This window comes from Tepidicaulis sp., from assembly GCF_965222285.1.
Taxonomy (GTDB): Bacteria; Pseudomonadota; Alphaproteobacteria; order Parvibaculales; family Parvibaculaceae; genus Tepidicaulis.
Map to the genome: position 1 here is coordinate 1,582,718 of NZ_OZ244942.1, position 18,418 is coordinate 1,601,135.

Genomic DNA, 18,418 nt, shown 5'->3' on the forward strand with positions numbered 1-18,418 from the left:
ACCGGAAGGGGCACCGATTCGGGAGTGGGTGTCAGGATTTTTCATTGATGAAGATCAATGCCCCGCCATTCCGCCAGCGCTTTAAATGCCCCTCTGGGGAACGCGCTGAAAGGACAATAAAATGACCGACGCCGATACGCTTTACCTTGCCATCGTTCTTGGCGGCTTTGTGCTCTTTGCCGGTGTGCTGGCCTACTGTTCGGCGAAAGCCTCGCACCGCTAAGGGTGCGAGGACTTTTCCGGGAAGTTTACTGTTTGCTCAGCCAGTCGAAGGCCGCCGAAATGCCCGACAGGCTTACCGGCACTTTGACCGGCCCGCGCTGGGCATGAACGAACGCCACCTGCATCGTATTGCCGGCCCGCATTTGCTGGATGTTGTCGGTGGATAGCGCCATATGCGCTTCGCAGCCGCCGCCGTGGCAGATGACGAACGGTGCGCCGAATTCCTTGTTCTCGTCGATCTTGAAGCCGACGCCCTGCGGCAGCAGCGTGCCGAGCGGCGTCAAGGCGATAGCGCCGAAGCCGCCATCCTTGATGTTCGGCCCGATGGCGACGGAAATGATCCGCGTTTCCGGGTCTTCTTCCGCGCGAATGTCCACATAGACATTGCACACCTTGCGGGTGCTGCCGTCATTGAGGCCCATCTGCTGGCACCGCCCTGCCCAATTGCCGAATTTTTCGACTTGAGGAGCTGCTGCGCCCGCACCGGCGCCGGCTCCCAGACCTTCTTGTGCAGAGGCCGTAACCGAGCCGAAAGCAAGAGCGATCAATGCGGTGAGAACAGCGATCGGCGCGAAAATCCGCCGTTGAATCATGATAAACCTCATAAGTTGACGTCACGGGAAAGAAGCCGCCACCCGGCCTCTATTTCCAATCGGGCACAATATAGACATGCTCTGCGGCATAAAAGGGGCAGAAGCACGATTGCCCATCTTGCGGGGACTTTGCGCCTGCGTCATGGTTGGAAAAAAGGTCTTGGGAGGGGATATGCGGCGATTCTGGGCGAAAATCTGCGTTGCGGGGGCGTTTTTTGCGGCTACTTTGGTGGCGGGCGGCGCGGCCATTGCGCAGCCGCAACATGCCATCGCCATGCATGGCAGCCCGCTTTATGAGCCCGGCTTTTCGCATTTTTCATATGCAAATCCGCACGCGCCGAAAGGCGGCACGCTGAAGCTTGCGGCCATCGGCTCATTCGACAGCGTCAATCCCATGATCGTGCGGGGCACCGCGGGGCTCGGCGCGCGCGAGCACGTTTTCGAAAGCCTGATGGCGCGCTCCTATGACGAGCCCTTCTCGCTCTATGGATTGATTGCCGAAAGCATTGAAACGCCGGATGACCGCTCCTGGGTTGCCTTCACGTTGCGGCCCGAAGCGAAATTTTCAGACGGCACGCCCGTCACGGTGGAGGACGTGATTTTCTCCATCGAAACCTTGCGCGAAAAAGGCCGGCCCAATCACCGCTATTATTATTCGAAAGTCGAAAAGATCGAGCGGCCGGATGCGCGCACGGTAAAACTGATTTTCGGCGAGGAGCGCGACCGGGAAATGCCGCTCATCATGGGGCTGATGCCGATCTTGCCGAAGCATATTTATGAAGGCAAAGATTTCGAAAAGACGACGCTTGAGCCGATGGTGGGGTCAGGGCCATATGTGATGAGCGAAATCAAGCCGGGCACGCGCATCACTTACAAGCGCGATCCGAATTATTGGGGCAAGGACCTGGCGGTCAATCGCGGCCTTAATAATCCAGATGAAATCGTCTATGATTATTTCCGCGACACGAACGCCTCTTTCGAAGCCTTTAAAGCAGGGCTTTACGATGCACGGCCGGAATCCGATCCGGCGCGCTGGGTGGCGGGCTTCGATTTTACCGCCGTTCAAAAAGGCGATGTGCGCAAGCTCGCTTTCAAGCCCGAAACGCCTTCGGGCATGCGCGCCTTCGTCTTCAACACCCGCCGTCCCGTCTTTCAGGATAAGAAAGTCCGTGAAGCGCTGATCTATGCCTTCGACTTCGAATGGGTGAACAAGAACCTGTTCTACGGCGCTTATGAGCGCGTCCAGTCTTATTATGACGGTTCGGAGCTTTCCTCCCATGGCCGCCCGGCGAGTGAGAAGGAAAAGGCGCTGCTCGCCCCATACATGGATGCCGTCGATCCCGCGGTCCTGGCAAACGGCTATCAGGCGCCGGTGAGCGATGGAAGCGGCCGCAACCGGGAGAACCGCCGGAAAGCCATCATGCTGCTTCAGGATGCCGGTTGGACGCTGCAGGACGGGCAGATGAAAAACGCTTCGGGTGAGCCGCTCAGCTTCGAAATCCTCGTCTCAAGCCCGGATGATGAACGCCTTGCCCTCAATTACGCCCAGTCGCTGAAAGGCATCGGCGTTGCCGCCAATGTGCGCAATGTGGATTCGACGCAATATGAACAGCGCCGCCAGACATACGACTTCGATATGATCTTGAACTTCTGGTACGCCTCGCTTTCGCCCGGCAACGAGCAGAGCTTTTATTGGGGCTCGGAAGCGGCACGCACCGACGGATCGCGCAATTATATGGGCGCGGAGAACCCGGCGATCGATGCCATGATCGAGGCGATGCTGGCCGCCCGCAGCCGGGAGGATTTCGTTGCCGCGATCCGCGCGCTCGACCGGGTGCTGCTCTCCGGTTATTACGTCGTCCCGCTCTATTACCAGCCGGAGCAATGGGTGGCGCTTTGGGACAAGGTCAAGGTGCCGGAAAAAACCTCTCTTTACGGCTACCGCAGCGATGCCTGGTGGGTGAGCGAATAATGCGCCAGAAACTGTTCCCGAACCTGCGCTTGCCGCTGATGGCCGCGCCGATGTTTCTCGTCTCGGGCCCTGATCTCGTGGTTGCTGCCTGCAAGGCAGGAATTATCGGCACCTTCCCGACGCCCAATGCCCGCACACCGGAGATATTGGAAGACTGGCTTCAGGACATTACCGCGCGCCTTGCGGGGGACGCGGCGACAGCGCCCTGGGCGGCCAATCTCGTCGTACACCGTTCCAATACCCGCCTTGGGGATGATCTGGCGCTTGTCAAAAAATACCGCGCGCCGCTTGTCATCACGGCTCTCGGCAGTCCGCGCGATATCGTTTCGGAAGTTCATACCTATGGTGGACGCGTCTTTGCTGATGTGAATTCCGTTCCTTTCGCCCGCAAGGCGGCGGCTGCCGGCGTAGACGGGCTCGTTCTCGTTGCCTCCGGCGCGGGCGGGCATACGGGGCAGATGACGGGCTTTTCTTTCGTGCCGGCTGTCCGGGAGTTTTTCGACGGGCCCATCGTGCTCGGCGGCGGCATCACGACCGGCGGCGGCATCGCGGCAGCGGAAATGCTGGGCGCCGATTTCGCCTATATGGGCACACGCTTCATCGCGGCCGAAGAAAGCCTCGCCGCAGCCGATTACAAGCAGATGCTGACGCAAGTAAGCGCCGAGGATCTGGTGCCGACCCGCGCAGTAACGGGCGTGCTGGCCAATTGGCTGCGCCCGACGCTGGAACGCGCGGGCTATGATGTGGCGATGCTTGAAGAAAAACCCAATATCGATTTCACCGACCCGCAAAGCGATGCCAAACGCTGGGCGAATGTCTGGTCCGCCGGGCACGGTGTCGGCGCGATCAAGAATGTCGAGCCGGTGAGCAAGATCGTGGACCGCCTGAAAGCGGAATATGACGCTGCCCGGCAGACATAAATCATAGTGGGTTTTCTTTCGGCCATTGGGGAGGACGGGCCATGGGATACCGCGTGAGTGAGGAAGAGGCATCGCTTTACCGCGATGCCGGATTCTGGAGGAATGAGACCCTTAGCGCCCTTTTCCGTGAGAATGTGAAAAGAAACCCGGAAGCGCTGGCCCTTTGCGATATGCCGGGCAAGGAAGCCGCCACCGGCCTTGCCGAACGCCGTCTTTCTTATGATGCGCTTCACCGCGCCGTGCAGGGACTGGCAAATCAGCTTACGGGCGCGGGGCTTGAGGCGGGCGATATTCTGCTCGTCCAATTACCGAATAGTGCCGAGCTCGCCGCCACCTATCTCGCGGCCTGGGAGCGCGGAATTATCGTTTCCCCCGTTCCTATGCAGTGGCGCCGCCATGAACTTGAAGGCGTGCTGGAAGCAACGGGCGCCAAAGCGCTGATGACGCTGGCGCGCTTCAAAGACGAAAGCCACGAAGCGCTTGCCCGCGCCGCGGCTGAAAAGGCGTCTGCGCGCCCTCACCTTCTCGTCTGGGGCGCGGCGGCATCAAAGGGCGTCCAGCCGCTTGAATGGCGCGAGGAGGAACCTCTACCGGCCAAGACAGGCGATCCGCAGCGCCTTGCCACGCTCTGCTGGACCTCCGGCACTGAGGCACGGCCCAAAGGCGTGCCACGCCATCACGATCATTGGCGTGCCGCCGGCATGGCCATGGTGGAGGCCTGCGGGCTTGGCCAAGGCGATGTCATTCTCTGTCCCTTCCCGCTCGTCAATATGGCGGCCCTCGGCGGTACCTTCGTGCCCTGGCTTTTGACGGGCGGCACGCTGGTTCTCCATCACCCGCTCGATCTGCCGGTTTTCTTAAAGCAGCTTGTTGCGGAAAAAGTGAATTACACCGTCGCCCCGCCCGCCGTGCTCAACATGCTGCTGAAGGATGAAAAGCTGCTGGCGATGCTGGATCTTTCCAATTTCCGCAGCATCGGGTCCGGCTCCGCGCCGCTTGCGCCCTTTATGGTGAAAGGCTTTCAAGAGCGTTTCGATCTGCCCATCGTTAATATATTCGGCTCGAATGAAGGCACCTGTCTTTCCTCCGGTGCGGGGGATGTGCCGGAGCCGGAAAACCGGGCGCAGTTTTTCCCGCGCATCGGCGGCGGCGGGCTGGACTGGCCATCGGCGATTTCCGCCGTTACCCGCACGAAGCTCGTCGATCTGCAATCCGGCGCTGAAATCCTGGAAGAAGGCGTGCCGGGCGAGCTTGTCATCAAAGGGCCGACAGTTTTTGACGGCTATTGGCGCGAAGGCAGTGAAGACGGCCCGGCCCCGGCCATCGATGCGGACGGGTTCTTTCATACCGGAGATGTTTTCGAGATTGCCGGCGAATGCGGGCGCTTCTACCGCTTCGTTGAACGGGCCAAGGACATCATCATCCGCGGCGGCATGAACATATCGCCCGGTGAGATCGACGGGCTCATGGCAGGCCATCCCGATATTGCGGAAGCGGCGGTTTTCGGTGTACCGGATGAGAGATTGGGCGAGCGCATCTGCGCGGCGCTCGTACCGGCCAATGGCAAGGCGGTCACGCTTCAAAGCCTGACGGATTATTTAAGGGGCGAAGAAATTGCGGCCTATAAGCTCCCCGAAATGATTACGGAAGTCGAAGCCCTGCCGCGCAATCCGCTCGGCAAGGTGCTGCGGCGTGTCTTGAAAGAGACCTATCTGGCGAAAGCGTAAGGCGGGGGCGTTTTAGTCCGCCGCCTTGAAAAGCTCCATCCGCGCCTGCTTGATCGCTTTCGTCTTTTCGCTCCACTCGGCAATGGCCTGCGCCGCCTTGCCGCCCTCTTCTTTCATGTAAGCATCATGACAAGCGTCTTTGGTCGTGATCTCGCAGGCAAGGCCGTTCGGATCGAAGAAATAAAGCGAATGACAGAAGGTGTGATCGATAGGGCCGAAGGCGGGAACCTTCGCTTCTTCAAGACGGGTCTTGAAGGTCATCACCTCGTCCATCGTGCCGACTTCAAAGGCAAAGTGATAATCGTCGATGCCGTCTTTCAGCCCGAAGGTTTCATCGCTCGCGCTTGACGGCGCATCGAAAAAGGCGATGAAATTACCGTCTCCCATCTCGAAGAAAAGGTGCATGAAGGGCTTGTCCTCGCCAGACGGCGTCTTGTCGAACGACAGCGCGGCGGCGGGCTTCAGGCCCAAAAGATCGACGTAAAATTTGTATGTCTCTTCCGCATCGCGGCAGCGATAGGCGATGTGGTGAAATCCTTTGATCTGGGGCGGGGCGGTTTTCGTTTCGCCGATATGATCGACACTGCCCATCAGTTCACGGCTCATGGCTTCTCCTCCCAAAAATGCCCGGCGTGCTTGAGCAAGCTTACGCCTCAAGGCGAAGCTTGAAAAGCTGCGGTTTCAGATAGGAGTTTCAGGCAGGCTCCCGGGCGAAAATCGCCTCGAGGCTCGTCATGTTCATGCCGTGCTTGACGTAATTGTAAGGCGTGATGTTCACGGCTTTGACGATAGCGCGGGCGATTTCCGTGCCTACCTGCCCGTCCTCCTGCGGCACCATATCAAAATCGATCATGTTGATGCAGGCGGTGTCCTGCTCGAAGGCGGAGGCCGCGTGGAGCCCGCCGCTGACGGCCCAGCTCAAGATAAGCCGGTTGATGCCTTCATGAGCTGCGATCAGCGCCGTATGCCAGCCGGGCTCGGTCAGCAGCCGCTTGATGACGCCGAGCGCGCGGGCCTGGGCATCCGCGAAAGGCTCGCCCCCTTCCAGCAGCGTCGCGCCGGGTTCGCCTGCTTTTTCGAAATAGAGCGTCATAATGCGGGCGACATCGTCCCGCGATTTCACGGTGCCGAAGCCGCCGCCGTGAATCTCGTAGAGGTCTTCATCGGTTTCGAGCACCGGGCGCGCCGCCTCGTCCTGCATGTCCAGAACGAGCTCGGCAGTTGAGCGCGTGCGCGGCGCGCCGGAGCAAAGCGCCCGGTCGAAGCGCACATGAGAAAGCGCCTTGCCGGCTGCAATGGCTTCCTTCCGGCCGCGCGGGGTAAGCGGCACCACTTTGGTGTCGCCGCCCGCAGCCTGAATTTCCTTGCCGAAATAATCCACATGCCCGTGACGCATGAGATAAATCCGGCGGCGGCCCGTCGTGCCCGGCAATGCGCTCATCAGATGCCTTTCGGGCGGAAGCTTAAATCGCTTCCGCCTTTTTCAATGCGTCGATATCGCCGCCCGAAAAGCCCCAGTCTTCCAGCGCGCTTTCCGTGTGCTCGCCGATGGAAGGCGGCGGGCCCTGAATTTCCGACGGCGTGCCGAAGAAGCGCGGCGCGATATTGGGCTGCGCCACCCCGTCCCGCTCGACGATCGTCTCGCGCGCCTTGTTATGGGCGTGATCCTTGGCTTCCTTGATGGAAAGGACGGGAGCAAAGCAGATATCCGTGCCTTCCATGATGGCGCACCATTCATCACGGGTTTTCGTTTTGAAAACCTCGATGAGTTTGTTCTTCATTTCCGGCCACTGGCCACGGTCCATCTGCGCGTCCCAGATGGCATCGGTCAATCCTGCTTTCTCACGCAGGATGGCGTAGAATTGCGGTTCGATGGAGCCGATGGAAATCCACTTCCCGTCCTTCGTCTCATAGGTGTCGTAGAAATGCGCGCCGCCATCGAGCATGTTCGTGCCATGCTCGTCCGCCCACATACCCGACGCCGTAAAGCCGTAGAACATGGCCATCAGCGAGGTCGCGCCATCGGTCATGGCCGCATCGACCACCTGGCCTTTGCCGGAGCGGTTTGCTTCATGCAGCGCCGCCAGCATGCCCATGGCGAGGTAAAGCGCGCCGCCGCCGAAATCGCCCACGAGATTGAGCGGCGGCACCGGGCGCTCGCCGGGCCGGCCGATGGCGTGTAGCGCGCCGGTCAGCGAGATATAGTTGATGTCGTGACCGGCGGCATTGGCGAGCGGGCCTTCCTGCCCCCAGCCCGTCATGCGGCCGTAAACGAGCTTCGGATTGCGTTTCAAGCAGACATCGGGACCGAGGCCGAGCCGCTCCATCACGCCGGGGCGGAAGCCTTCCTGCAGGATATCCGCTTTCTCGATGAGTTTGAGGCAGGCTTCCACGGCATCCGGCGATTTCAGGTTCATCGCCACGGAGCGGCGCCCGCGGGCGGTAATGTCGAATTTCGAGCCGCCCTGGCCACCCTTGCGGTCGATGCGGATCACATCCGCGCCCATATCCGACAGCAGCATGGCGCAGAACGGGCCCGGCCCGATGCCTGCGAATTCGACGACTTTCACCCCGGAAAGCGGCCCTTTGCCCGTTTTACCCATGACAGAATCTCCCTGATTTGTGGCCTTTGGCTTTATTGGCCCCTGTTTTACCGGCTGGCCGGGAACGGGTAAACCGGCGAAAGAGACCCCGGTGCCGTGACGTAGCGTCCCTGCGGGCGCTTGCGCGGACGCGGCGCACGGGGTAGATGCCAGAACATGACAGACTTGAGCATGACAGAAACGCTTTCCCTCACCGCGCCCCGCTATACCGGCGCCTTGCCGCCTGCCCGTTTCAACATGGCGCAATATTGCCTGGAAGCGGCGGCGAGAACCACGCCGGAGAAAATCGCTCTGCGCGTCGTCCACGATCTTGCCGCGCCTGCGGAGGCGGCGGAAAGCTGGACCTATGGCGGGCTTGAAAAAGCGGTGCGCGCGGTTGCTGCGGGGCTTCTGGAAAGCGGGCTGAAACCGGGTGAGCGGCTGATGATCCGCCTGCCCAACACAAGCGACTATGCCCTGCTCTTTTTCGGCGCGCTGGCGGCGGGCATCGTGCCGCTGCCTGCCTCCGCGCAGCTCACGGCGCGAGAGGCGAGCTTTTTACTCGCGGACTCAGGCGCCCGAGCCGTCGCGCTTGGCGAAGGCATGGAGATCGAGGCGGCGGAAACGCAAGTCCTTACATCCGCCGATATCGCCAGGTTCAAGCAAGGCGCGCCGCTCGGCTCTTACGCGGCAACGCGGGCCGATGATCCTGCCTATCTCGTCTATACGTCCGGCACGAGCGGCAATCCGAAAGGCGTGCTCCATGCGCACCGCGCCGCCTGGGGGCGCAGGCCCATGTATCAGGGCTGGTATGGCATCGGGCCTGAAGACGTCATGCTGCATGCCGGTGCCTTCAATTGGACCTACACGCTGGGCGTCGGGCTGACCGACCCTTGGGCGAACGGGGCAAGCACCGTGCTTTATACGGGGGAGAAGAACGTCCAGGTCTGGGGCGAGCTGATGGCGCGCTATGACGCGACGCTGTTTGCCGCCGTGCCCTCGCTCTACCGGCAGATCCTGAAATATTGCGATACGGAACTTATTCGCGGCTCGAAGCTGCGCCACGGGCTGACGGCAGGTGAAGCCTTGCCCGAGCCGCTGCTCGAAGAATGGCGCGCCCGCACCGGCCGCGAGCTTTACGAGGCGCTGGGAATGAGTGAATGCTCGACCTATGTATCGACCGGCCCCGGCATGGAAATTCGCGCAGGCTCACCCGGTAAACCTCAGGAAGGACGCGCCGTCGCTATTTTGCCGGTTGAAGAGGGCAGCGATCCGCTGCCGCGCGGGGAAGACGGCCTTCTTGCCGTTCACCGCTCCGATCCCGGGCTGATGCTCGGTTATTGGAACCGGCCGGAGGAAGAGGCCGAGGTGTTCCGGGGTGAATGGTTCATCGGCGGCGACGTCGCCGCGCTCGATGAAGACGGCTATCTCTGGTACCGGGGCCGCGCCGACGATGTGATGAACGCTATGGGCTACCGCGTCTCGCCCATGGAAGTGGAAGCGGCGCTTGCCGCCCATCCCGGCATCGGGGAAGTTGCGGTTACAGAACTCAAAGTGCGCGCGGATGTCAGCATCATTGCCGCCTTTGTCGTGCCGGCGGAAGGCGCACCGCGTGATGCGCAGAGCATTCTGGATTTCGCGGCAGCGGCCCTTGCGGGTTACAAGCGCCCGCGCGAGATCATCTTCGTGGAAAGCCTGCCCCGTACGGCCAACGGCAAAGTGCAGCGCAAGGTGCTGACGGAGCGGTACAGGCGCATCTAACCGACTACTTTCGTCACCCTCGCGCTTGACGCGAGGGTCCACGGGAAGACGCAGCAGACAAAGAGGCTGCATGGATGCTCGGGTCAAGCCCGAGCATGACGACTGGATTGATTTGCTAGATCAATCCTCAATCGCGTCCCAGGTCTCCTCCCAAAGCGCTTCGACGGCATCGTCGAGATCGATTTCGTAGGCCCAGACGCAAGCCAGAAACCCGAGCACGAAGCCCAGCAAAAATTTCGCCATCATCCCCCCTTTTTGCCTTGCCGCGCTTAGGCAGGCTTCAGAGATTGTCCGTCATCCACGGTGAAAAGGGAACCCGTGATAAGGCGGCCCTGGTCGCCTGCCAGCAGCAGCAACGTGCCGTCGAGATCGGAATCCTCGCCAAGTCTCTTTCGGGGGAACCCAGCAATCTGCTTTTGCCCGCCCGCGCTGTCGAACCATTCGGAATTGAGCTCGGTGCGGATATAGCCGGGGCAAATCGCGTTGACGTTGATTTCGTGTTTCGCCCATTCGCGCGCCAGCGATTTCGTCATCATGGCGGTTGCCGCTTTCGACATGCAGTAAACGGCAAGGCCTGGCAGTACGCTATGCGCGCCGATGGAGGCGATGTTGATAATCCGCCCGCCTGCCCCGCGTGCGATCATCCTTCTGCCTGCAGACGTCGCCATGAAAAACGCCCCGCGCGTGTTCGTGCCCATGATCTGGTCATAGGCTTCCGGCGTCACGTCCGTCGCCATTGCCTGCACGTTCATACCGGCATTGTTGACGAGAATATCAAGCGGCCCGAGCGCCGCTTCGATCTTGTCCATCGCCGTTTCGATACCGGCGGCATCGGTCACGTCGAGTGCAACAGGCAGTGCCTTGCCGCCGTTAGCTGCGATTTCCTTGGCCAGTTCTTCGAGCCGCTCCACGCGCCGCCCGGCAATGGCGACCGCGGCGCCCGAGGCCGCCAGCACCCGCGCGAAACGCAGGCCGAGCCCGCTCGTTGCGCCCGTTACAAGAGCAGTTTTTCCGCTCAAATCCTGAGATGCGATGTTCACGCCAGACATGACCCCGTCCTTACTTATTGGTTCTGATTGGCCCGCATCCTACAAGGTGCCAAAGGGGGGTCAAGGAGACGTGTTTTGCGTAGGGGCGCAGGCTCTGTCAGACTGCTCCCAAAGAATTGAAAACCGAGGAGATGCCCCATGAAACTCGATATTATTTCCGATACGGTTTGCCCCTGGTGTTATATCGGCAAGAAGCGTCTTGAAAAAGCGCTGACCGATAGCGGGCGCAATGATGTCGAAATCAACTGGCGGCCCTTCCGCCTCGACCCTTCCATTCCGCCTGAAGGCGTGGACCGCCAGGAATATCTGGAACGCAAGTTCGGTCCGGAAAAAATGAAAGAAGCGGGCGGCGCACTGAAAGAGATGGGCGCGCGCGAGGGCATTCCTTTCGCCTTCGACAAGATCGAACGCTCGCCCAATACGCTGGACTCGCACCGCTTGATCCTTTGGGCGGGTAGCGCCGGTGTGCAGGACGAAGTCGTCAGCCTGCTCTTCAAAGCCTATTTCGAGGAAGGCAAGGATATCGGCGACAAGGACGTGCTCGTTGCCGTGGCAGAAGAAGCGGGCATGGAAGGCGATGTGGTACGCGATCTTCTCAATTCCGATGCAGACCTGAAACGGATCGAATATGACGATTTCCAGGCCCGGCAAATGGGAATCACGGGCGTGCCCTGCTTCCTTTTTGAAAATCAGTTCGCGCTGGTTGGCGCGCAGGATGCGGACACGCTGGTGAAAGTCTTCGACCGTATCGAGATGAAGCTGAAAGAAGCGGCAGAAGTTCAAGGCTGATCAGGCTGCCGCTGCTGCTTCCCCCGCAATTTCCGCAAGTTTACGCATCATCAGCCGTGTGCCGTTAAGCCGGTCTTCAGGCAGCGGCCAGTTGCGCATGAAAACGAGCTTGTGGTCCGGGCGCAACTTCGCCTTGTCGCGCTCGTCATTGATGAATTCCACAAGCCCGCCCGGGTTCGGGAATTCGTTATTGCGGAAGGTGAGCACTGCGCCCTTCGGGCCCGCATCGACTTTCTCCACCAGCGCCTTACGGCAAAGGCCTTTGATCTCCACGATTTTCAGCAGATGTTCGACTTCCTCGGGCAGCGGGCCGAAACGGTCGATCAGCTCGGCGGCGAAACCGTCAATATCCTGTTGATCCTCGACGCTGGAAAGACGCCGGTAAAGCGCCATGCGGGCATTGAGGTCCGGCACATAATTTTCCGGGATAAGAACCGGCGTGCCGATATTGATCTGCGGCGACCATTGGCCTTCATCGCTGCTGCCTTCTTCCCCGCGCAGCGAAGCGACGGCTTCTTCCAGCATTTCCTGGTAAAGCTCGTAGCCCACCTCTTTGATATGGCCGGACTGTTCTTCACCCAGAAGATTACCCGCGCCACGAATATCAAGATCGTGCGAGGCAAGAGTAAACCCGGCGCCGAGCGAGTCGAGCGATTGCAGCACCCGCAGGCGTTTTTCCGCCGTCGGCGTCAGCTTCTTGTTGGCCGGCACGGTCATATAAGCATAGGCGCGGGATTTGGAGCGCCCCACCCGGCCCCTAAGCTGATAAAGCTGGGAAAGACCGAACATGTCAGCTCTGTGGATGACCATTGTGTTAGCCGTCGGAATATCGATGCCCGATTCAACGATCGTCGTGGAAATCAGCACGTCATATTGACCGTCATAAAAGGCGGTCATCTTGTCTTCGATTTCCGTCGGCGCCATCTGCCCATGAGCCGTGATGAATTTCACTTCCGGCACATATTCCTTCAGAAAGTCTTCCGCTTCCTTCAGATCGGAAATGCGCGGGCAGACATAAAAGCTTTGTCCGCCCCGGTAATGCTCGCGTAAAAACGCCTCGCGGATGATGACGGGATCGAAGGGTGCTACATAGGTGCGCACGGCCAGCCGGTCCACGGGCGGCGTGGCAATGAGTGAGAGCTCCCGCACACCGGACAGCGCAAGCTGCAGCGTGCGCGGAATGGGCGTTGCCGTCAGTGTTAGCACATGCACGTCCGAGCGCAGCTCTTTCAGGCGTTCTTTGTGTTTGACGCCGAAATGCTGTTCCTCATCGACGATCATGAGGCCGAGATTGTTGAACTTGATAGTCTTGCTGAGTAGCGCATGGGTACCGATGACGATATCGACATCGCCGCTGGTAAGCCCGGTTTTCGTTTCCTGCGCCTCCTTATGCGGGACGAGACGGGAAAGCTGGCGGATATTGAGCGGCAATCCGGCAAAGCGCTGCGTGAAGGATTTGAAATGCTGGCGGGCAAGCAGCGTCGTCGGTACCACGACCGCCACCTGATGCCCGTCCATGGCAGCCGTAAAGGCGGCGCGCAGCGCGACTTCGGTTTTGCCGAAGCCGACATCGCCGCAGACCAGCCGGTCCATCGGCCGTCCTTTGGAAAGATCTTCCATGACCGCGTCGATGGCCTGGGCCTGATCGTCCGTTTCCTCATAAGGAAAGCGGGCGCAGAACTCGTCGTAAATGCCGTCCTGAACGTTGATCGGCGGGGCGTCTTTCAGCTCACGCGCCGCGGCGATCTTGATGAGCTGCGCGGCCATATCGCGCAAGCGTTCTTTCAGTTTGGCTTTGCGCGCCTGCCAGCCCGAGCCGCCGAGACGGTCAAGCTGCACGGCGGCATCGTCGGAACCGAAGCGGGACAGAAGCTCGATATTCTCGACCGGCAGATAGAGCTTGTCGCCGCCATGATAAAGAATGAGAAGACAGTCATGAGGCGCACCGGAAACGTCCACTGTCTGCAGCCCCTCGAAACGGCCAATGCCGTGATCGACATGCACCACCACATCGCCGGGCGTCAGGCTCGAGGCTTCGGTGAGGAAATTGTCCGCGCGCTTCTTGCGCTGGCGGCGCACCAGCCGGTCGCCCAGCACGTCCTGCTCGCTGATGATCGCAAGTTCATCCGTCTCAAAACCGTGCTCGAGCCCCAGCACCACGAGTTTGACGGTGGCGGCATTGCCGCTCAGCGCTTCGGCCCAGGTGCCCGCCAGCGCTTCATTCTCGATCTTGTGTTCGGCGAGCACCCCTTGCAGGCGTTCGCGCGCCCCGCCGCTCCAGCTTGCAATGACAACGCGCTTACCTGCTTTGCGAAGCCCTTGGATATGGCCGCCTAACGCATCGAAAACATTGACGCCTTCCTGCTGGCGCTCGGGAGCGAAACTGCGCCCTTCCCGCGCGCCGAAATTGATCACGTTCGCCTGCGTTTCCGGCAGAGCGAAGGGGGAGAAGGCCCGCACCCGCTTGCCCTCAAGCTGCGCTTTCCAATCGTTTTCGGTCAGATAAAGCGCGGAGGGTTTGAGCGGTTTGTAGCTCGGCACATCCATGTTCTTCATGGGTTTGACCGAAATACGCGCGTCGAAATAATCCTGAATGAGATCGAAGCGGGAGGCTCGCGCTTCATCGACCTGATGGTCGAGTGTGATAAGCGCGCCCGGTACATAATCGAAAAGCGTTTCGAGCTTTTCATGGAAGAGCGGCAGCCAGTGCTCCATGCCCTGATGCTTGCGCCCTTCACTCACCGCTTCATAAAGCGGATCGCCGTCATTGGCGGGTCCGAAAGTCGCGACATAACCCGCGCGGAAGCGTTTGATGGAGGCCGGGTCAAGATTGACCTCGCTCACGGAGACAAGTTCAAGGCCGGAAAGCTGGCCCACCGTGCGCTGGCTCTCCGGATCGAAGGTGCGCACGGAATCGAGCGTGTCCCCGAAAAGATCGAGCCGCACCGGTTCATCAAGGCTCGGCGGGTAGATATCGACAATCCCGCCGCGCACCGCATATTCGCCGGGCTCACGCACCGTGCCCGTTCGGGAAAAGCCGTTCTCGGCGAGATAGAGCAGAAGTTCGTCGAGATCGATGCGGTTGCCGACATGGGCATGCCAGCCCCCCGCCTCGAGCGTCTTGCGCTCCGGCACCCGCTGGATTGCGGCATTGACGGTGGCCAGCACGATAAGCGGTTTCTCCGCTCCCTCGGCACGCTTGGCGAGCCGGGTGAGCGTTGCCATGCGCCGGGCGACGATATCCGTATGAGGCGACACACGGTCATAAGGCAGGCAGTCCCAAGCCGGAAAGGTTGCGATTTCCACATCCGGCGCGAAGAAGGACAAGGCCTCGCTTAAAAGGCTCATGCGCGCATCGTCGCGGGCGATGTGCAGCAGCACCTCCCCCTCCAGCGCCCGTGCAAGATCGCTCAGCACCAGGGCATCGAACCCCTCCGGCGTTTCGCCAAGGTTCAAAAGGCCGTCGGTTTCGATAAGGGGGCGTATGTCGGTCACGGGAGAAGGCTCGCGGGCAAAGGGCTTCGGGCTTGGTCCAGGGAATTACTTTTGGCGGAACATCGTTCCGTCGAGATGGCTAAGGCCGCATATCCGTTTGAAGAGCGCGGTATCATGGGCTGGCTCGACCGGCTCGCGGCCCACCACCCAGGCATAGAGCATGTCGTCCGGTACCTCGAGCAGCGCTTCCAGCGCGCCCAGCTCTTCGGCGGACAGATTTTCCAGCTCGGCATCGATGAAAATGCCCAGAATGAGGTCCATTTCCTTCATTCCGCGGTGCCAGCCGCGGAATCGGATACGCTTGCGGCGCACGTCGAGTGGGTCGCTCACATTACTTCCTTTCCTTGTTGACCCCACGATATAGACCTAGAAAGAGGCGCTGTCAGCCCGCCGGTTGTTCACGCTCCGTTGCACGCTAGAATTGGCGCTCCCGATACTCGTAAAAGGCTGAAAATGCGGCCAGAAATTCTCTTTCCCCTCTTTGCCTCCGTCACCCGCCTGCCCGGCATCGGGCCGCGGCTGGAGAAGCTTTATGAGCGGCTGACGGGCCCGCATGTGGTGGATTTGCTCTGGCACCTGCCGACGGGAATCATCGACCGGCGCTTCCGCCCGCCCATTTCGGAGGTCAAAGACGGGGAAATCGCCACGCTGGCAATCACCGTGGGGCTGCATGTGCCCCCGCCGCCCCGCAACAACCGGGTGCCTTACCGGGTCTGGGTCTCCGATGAGACGGGGGAGATGTCCCTCGTCTTCTTCCGCGCGCGTGCCGATTACATCCAGAAAATGCTGCCCGAGGGGCAAAAGCGGCTGATCAGCGGCAAGGTGGATTTTTATCAGGGCCAGCCGCAAATGACCCATCCTGATCACATCGTCGCCCCTGAAAATGAAAAAGATATGCCGCTTATCGAGGCGGTTTATCCCCTCACCCAAGGGCTGACGCAAAAACAGGTGCAAAAAGCCGCCGCGAATGCGCTGGCCAAAGCCCCCGCCCTTGCCGAATGGCTGGACCCGGCCTGGAAAGCCAAAAATGCCTGGCCGGACTGGCAGGAGGCGATCAGGGCGGCCCATGCGCCGGCAAGCGAGACGGAACTGGCGCCTGAGGCCGCTGCCCGCGCCCGCCTCGCCTATGATGAGCTGCTCTCCAATCAGTTGGCATTGGCGCTGGTGCGCCTTCGGATGCGCGCCCGGGCGGGCCGGCCGGTAAAGGGCGATGGCCGCCTTCGGGCCAAGGTCGAAAAGGCTCTTCCCTTTGCACTGACCGGCGCCCAGAAAGACGCGATTACCGAGATCGATGCCGACCTTGCCTCGAACCGGCGCATGCTGCGCCTCCTGCAAGGGGATGTGGGCTCGGGTAAGACGCTGGTCGGCCTCATGGCCATGCTTTCCGCCATTGAAAGCGGCGCGCAGGCCGCCCTTATGGCGCCGACGGAAATTCTCGCCCGTCAGCATGCCGCAGGCCTTGCCCCGCTCTGCGAGGCGGCGGGCGTCACCCTTGCGCTCCTCACAGGCCGGGAAAAAGGCAAGTCCCGCGAGGCGGTGCTGAGCCGCCTTCAATCCGGGGAGATCGATATCCTGGTCGGCACCCATGCGCTCTTTCAAGAGGATGTGCATTTCAAGGACCTTGCCGTTGCCGTGGTGGACGAGCAGCACCGCTTCGGCGTTCATCAGCGCATGCAGCTGCAATCGAAGGGCGGCGCGGGCACCAACGTGCTGGTGATGACGGCAACACCCATCCCCCGCACCCTGACGCTGACAGCTTATGGCGACATGGATGTTTCCCGCCTCACCGAAAAGCCGCCGGGCCGCCAGCCCATCGACACGCGCCTCGTCTCCGCCGAGCGCCTTCATGAGGTGGTGGAAGCCGTGCGCCGCGCGATGCAGGGCGGCGCGCGGGTCTATTGGGTTTGCCCGCTCGTCGAAGAATCCGATGTCCTTGACGTTGCCGCCGCAGAAGAGCGCTTCGGCGCGCTCAGCCACACATTCGGGGATAAAGTCGGCCTCGTGCATGGCCGCATGCGGGCGGCGGAAAAAGACGCCGTCATGGCGCGCTTCCAGTCCGGGGAGATTTCGCTGCTCGTTGCCACCACGGTCATCGAGGTTGGCGTCGATGTGCCCGAAGCCACGGTCATGGTGATCGAACATGCCGAGCGCTTCGGTCTTGCCCAGCTTCACCAGCTGCGCGGGCGCGTCGGGCGCGGCAGCGGCAAATCCACCTGCCTGCTTCTTTATCACGGCGCCCTGGGCGAGACCGCCAAGGCGCGGCTCAAGATCATGCGCGACACGGAAGACGGATTTGTCATCGCCGAAGAAGATTTACGCCTGCGCGGCGCAGGCGAGCTGCTCGGCACACGCCAGAGCGGGATGCCGGACTTCCGCCTTGCCGATATCACCGCGCACCGGGAGCTTTTAAGCGTGGCCTATGACGATGCCCGGCTCATCGTCGAAACGGACCCGGAGCTGGAAGGACCGCGCGGCGAGGCGCTGCGCACCCTGCTCTATCTCTTCGAGCGGGACGACGCGATCAGGTATCTTCGCTCGGGTTGACCTCTGTGCCGTTTGCTTTCCCCGCGTCTTTTTTCGGCAGCTTTTTCACTTCCTCGGTCGGCGGTGAGACGAGACCGGCGGAGATGATGAGCTTGGCCGCATCTTCGATCGACATTTCCAGCGGATAAATGTCCTTGCGCGGCACGAAGAGCAGAAAGCCCGATGTCGGGTTCGGCGTGGTCGGCAGGAAGACGCTGACGAGGTCGTCATCCGTTGGCGCTTTTTCCGCGACCTCGCCTTTCGTGCTGGTCGTGATGAAGACCAGCGCATAAAGCCCGCGCCTTGGATACTCGATCAGCGCCGCTTCCCGGAAGGACGTATTGCTCTGGGAGACCACCGTCTCGAAAATCTGTTTCAGCGCGCCGTAGATGCTGCGCACCACGGGCATCCGGTCCACCAGCCGCTCGCCCCAGACCAGCAATTGCCGGCCAAAGAAATTTGCGGTCAGCGCACCGAGCAATGTCAGCACGACAAGCGCGATGAGGAGCCCGAGCCCCGGAATGGAAAAGGGAATGTATCTTTCCGGCTGGTAAGCGGCGGGAATAAGCGGCAGGAACCAGTAATCCACCAGCTCCACGAACCAGCTTGTCAGATAGATCGTAATACCAATCGGGGCCGCAACGACAAGACCGGTCAGAAAGTAGTTACGCAACCGGGTGAGAAACCCGACGCGGCTTGCCGGCAGGATGATATGCGGATCGCCTGAAGGTTTGTCCTGCTTGTTGCTCATGTCCTGGCCATTTGACGTAGGGGGGGAAAGGCAT

General features: G+C 60.8%; 15 protein-coding genes. 6 read left to right on the forward strand and 9 right to left on the reverse strand.

All coding sequences use genetic code 11. The annotated features are described in order from the left end of the window. Positions 1–248: 248 nt before the first annotated feature. Positions 249–815, reverse strand: a complete 567-nt coding sequence (locus ACOQOT_RS07445; protein ID WP_420561704.1) for an invasion associated locus B family protein — start codon at positions 813–815, stop codon at positions 249–251. Between the two features lie 172 nt (positions 816–987). Here ACOQOT_RS07445 and ACOQOT_RS07450 point away from each other — a divergent pair, with 172 nt between their 5' ends. From ACOQOT_RS07450 to ACOQOT_RS07460, 3 genes are read left to right on the forward strand one after another with little or no spacing between them, the layout of a single operon-like run. Further along, entirely contained in the window at positions 988–2,787 is a 1,800-nt protein-coding gene (locus tag ACOQOT_RS07450; RefSeq protein ID WP_420561705.1) for an extracellular solute-binding protein, read from the forward strand. After that, entirely contained in the window at positions 2,787–3,707 is a 921-nt protein-coding gene (locus tag ACOQOT_RS07455; RefSeq protein ID WP_420561706.1) for an NAD(P)H-dependent flavin oxidoreductase, read from the forward strand. The genes ACOQOT_RS07450 and ACOQOT_RS07455 overlap by 1 nt, the downstream gene beginning before the upstream one ends. Before the next feature lie 41 nt (positions 3,708–3,748). After that, positions 3,749–5,434 carry a class I adenylate-forming enzyme family protein gene (locus ACOQOT_RS07460; RefSeq protein ID WP_420561707.1) on the forward strand — a complete coding sequence of 562 codons (1,686 nt, stop codon included), beginning with the start codon at positions 3,749–3,751 and terminating at the stop codon, positions 5,432–5,434. 12 nt (positions 5,435–5,446) lie between these two features. Here ACOQOT_RS07460 and ACOQOT_RS07465 read toward each other — a convergent pair whose 3' ends face one another. The 3 genes from ACOQOT_RS07465 to ACOQOT_RS07475 all read right to left on the reverse strand — a co-directional run bounded on the left by ACOQOT_RS07465 (position 5,447) and on the right by ACOQOT_RS07475 (position 8,037). Further along, a complete protein-coding gene (locus tag ACOQOT_RS07465) occupies positions 5,447–6,040 on the reverse strand; it encodes a VOC family protein (RefSeq protein WP_420561708.1) in 594 nt (197 codons plus the stop codon). A gap of 88 nt (positions 6,041–6,128) precedes the next feature. Next, complete coding sequence (locus ACOQOT_RS07470) at positions 6,129–6,875, reverse strand: histidine phosphatase family protein (RefSeq protein ID WP_420561709.1); 747 nt, start codon at positions 6,873–6,875, stop codon at positions 6,129–6,131. A gap of 22 nt (positions 6,876–6,897) precedes the next feature. After that, entirely contained in the window at positions 6,898–8,037 is a 1,140-nt protein-coding gene (locus ACOQOT_RS07475; RefSeq protein WP_420561710.1) for a CaiB/BaiF CoA transferase family protein, read from the reverse strand. Positions 8,038–8,208: 171 nt separating this feature from the next. Between ACOQOT_RS07475 and ACOQOT_RS07480 the strand changes: the two genes are divergently transcribed. Further along, a complete protein-coding gene (locus ACOQOT_RS07480; RefSeq protein ID WP_420561924.1) occupies positions 8,209–9,777 on the forward strand; it encodes a class I adenylate-forming enzyme family protein in 1,569 nt (522 codons plus the stop codon). A gap of 120 nt (positions 9,778–9,897) precedes the next feature. On the opposite strand, the gene ACOQOT_RS07485 is transcribed toward ACOQOT_RS07480, so the two are convergent. Both ACOQOT_RS07485 and ACOQOT_RS07490 read right to left on the reverse strand, forming a co-directional pair. Continuing rightward, entirely contained in the window at positions 9,898–10,023 is a 126-nt protein-coding gene (locus ACOQOT_RS07485; RefSeq protein ID WP_420561711.1) for a hypothetical protein, read from the reverse strand. Between the two features lie 23 nt (positions 10,024–10,046). Beyond that, entirely contained in the window at positions 10,047–10,826 is a 780-nt protein-coding gene (locus ACOQOT_RS07490) for an SDR family NAD(P)-dependent oxidoreductase (RefSeq protein ID WP_420561712.1), read from the reverse strand. A 138-nt stretch (positions 10,827–10,964) separates the two neighbouring features. Here ACOQOT_RS07490 and ACOQOT_RS07495 point away from each other — a divergent pair, with 138 nt between their 5' ends. Then, on the forward strand, positions 10,965–11,615 hold the full coding sequence (locus tag ACOQOT_RS07495) for a DsbA family oxidoreductase (protein WP_420561713.1): 651 nt from the start codon (positions 10,965–10,967) through the stop codon (positions 11,613–11,615). Here ACOQOT_RS07495 and mfd read toward each other — a convergent pair whose 3' ends face one another. Both mfd and ACOQOT_RS07505 read right to left on the reverse strand, forming a co-directional pair. After that, complete coding sequence (mfd, locus tag ACOQOT_RS07500; RefSeq protein ID WP_420561714.1) at positions 11,616–15,110, reverse strand: transcription-repair coupling factor; 3,495 nt, start codon at positions 15,108–15,110, stop codon at positions 11,616–11,618. 45 nt (positions 15,111–15,155) lie between these two features. Then, on the reverse strand, positions 15,156–15,440 hold the full coding sequence (locus ACOQOT_RS07505) for a succinate dehydrogenase assembly factor 2 (RefSeq protein ID WP_420561715.1): 285 nt from the start codon (positions 15,438–15,440) through the stop codon (positions 15,156–15,158). A 123-nt stretch (positions 15,441–15,563) separates the two neighbouring features. Between ACOQOT_RS07505 and recG the strand changes: the two genes are divergently transcribed. Continuing rightward, a complete protein-coding gene (gene recG / locus ACOQOT_RS07510) occupies positions 15,564–17,654 on the forward strand; it encodes an ATP-dependent DNA helicase RecG (protein WP_420561716.1) in 2,091 nt (696 codons plus the stop codon). Here the strand turns inward: recG and ACOQOT_RS07515 are convergent. Beyond that, positions 17,632–18,384, reverse strand: a complete 753-nt coding sequence (locus ACOQOT_RS07515; RefSeq protein ID WP_420561717.1) for a DUF502 domain-containing protein — start codon at positions 18,382–18,384, stop codon at positions 17,632–17,634. The two genes, recG and ACOQOT_RS07515, sit on opposite strands and share 23 nt — an antisense overlap. Between the last annotated feature and the right edge of the window lie 34 nt (positions 18,385–18,418).

Bases quoted from the DNA above. Each gene is read 5' to 3' on its own strand.
- ACOQOT_RS07445 (WP_420561704.1), bottom strand. From the start codon at position 815: ATGATTCAACGGCGGATTTTCGCGCCGATCGCTGTTCTCACCGCATTG.
- ACOQOT_RS07450 (WP_420561705.1), top strand. From the start codon at position 988: ATGCGGCGATTCTGGGCGAAAATCTGCGTTGCGGGGGCGTTTTTTGCG.
- ACOQOT_RS07455 (WP_420561706.1), top strand. From the start codon at position 2,787: ATGCGCCAGAAACTGTTCCCGAACCTGCGCTTGCCGCTGATGGCCGCG.
- ACOQOT_RS07460 (WP_420561707.1), top strand. From the start codon at position 3,749: ATGGGATACCGCGTGAGTGAGGAAGAGGCATCGCTTTACCGCGATGCC.
- ACOQOT_RS07465 (WP_420561708.1), bottom strand. From the start codon at position 6,040: ATGAGCCGTGAACTGATGGGCAGTGTCGATCATATCGGCGAAACGAAA.
- ACOQOT_RS07470 (WP_420561709.1), bottom strand. From the start codon at position 6,875: ATGAGCGCATTGCCGGGCACGACGGGCCGCCGCCGGATTTATCTCATG.
- ACOQOT_RS07475 (WP_420561710.1), bottom strand. From the start codon at position 8,037: ATGGGTAAAACGGGCAAAGGGCCGCTTTCCGGGGTGAAAGTCGTCGAA.
- ACOQOT_RS07480 (WP_420561924.1), top strand. From the start codon at position 8,209: ATGACAGAAACGCTTTCCCTCACCGCGCCCCGCTATACCGGCGCCTTG.
- ACOQOT_RS07485 (WP_420561711.1), bottom strand. From the start codon at position 10,023: ATGATGGCGAAATTTTTGCTGGGCTTCGTGCTCGGGTTTCTGGCTTGC.
- ACOQOT_RS07490 (WP_420561712.1), bottom strand. From the start codon at position 10,826: ATGTCTGGCGTGAACATCGCATCTCAGGATTTGAGCGGAAAAACTGCT.
- ACOQOT_RS07495 (WP_420561713.1), top strand. From the start codon at position 10,965: ATGAAACTCGATATTATTTCCGATACGGTTTGCCCCTGGTGTTATATC.
- recG (WP_420561716.1), top strand. From the start codon at position 15,564: ATGCGGCCAGAAATTCTCTTTCCCCTCTTTGCCTCCGTCACCCGCCTG.
- ACOQOT_RS07515 (WP_420561717.1), bottom strand. From the start codon at position 18,384: ATGAGCAACAAGCAGGACAAACCTTCAGGCGATCCGCATATCATCCTG.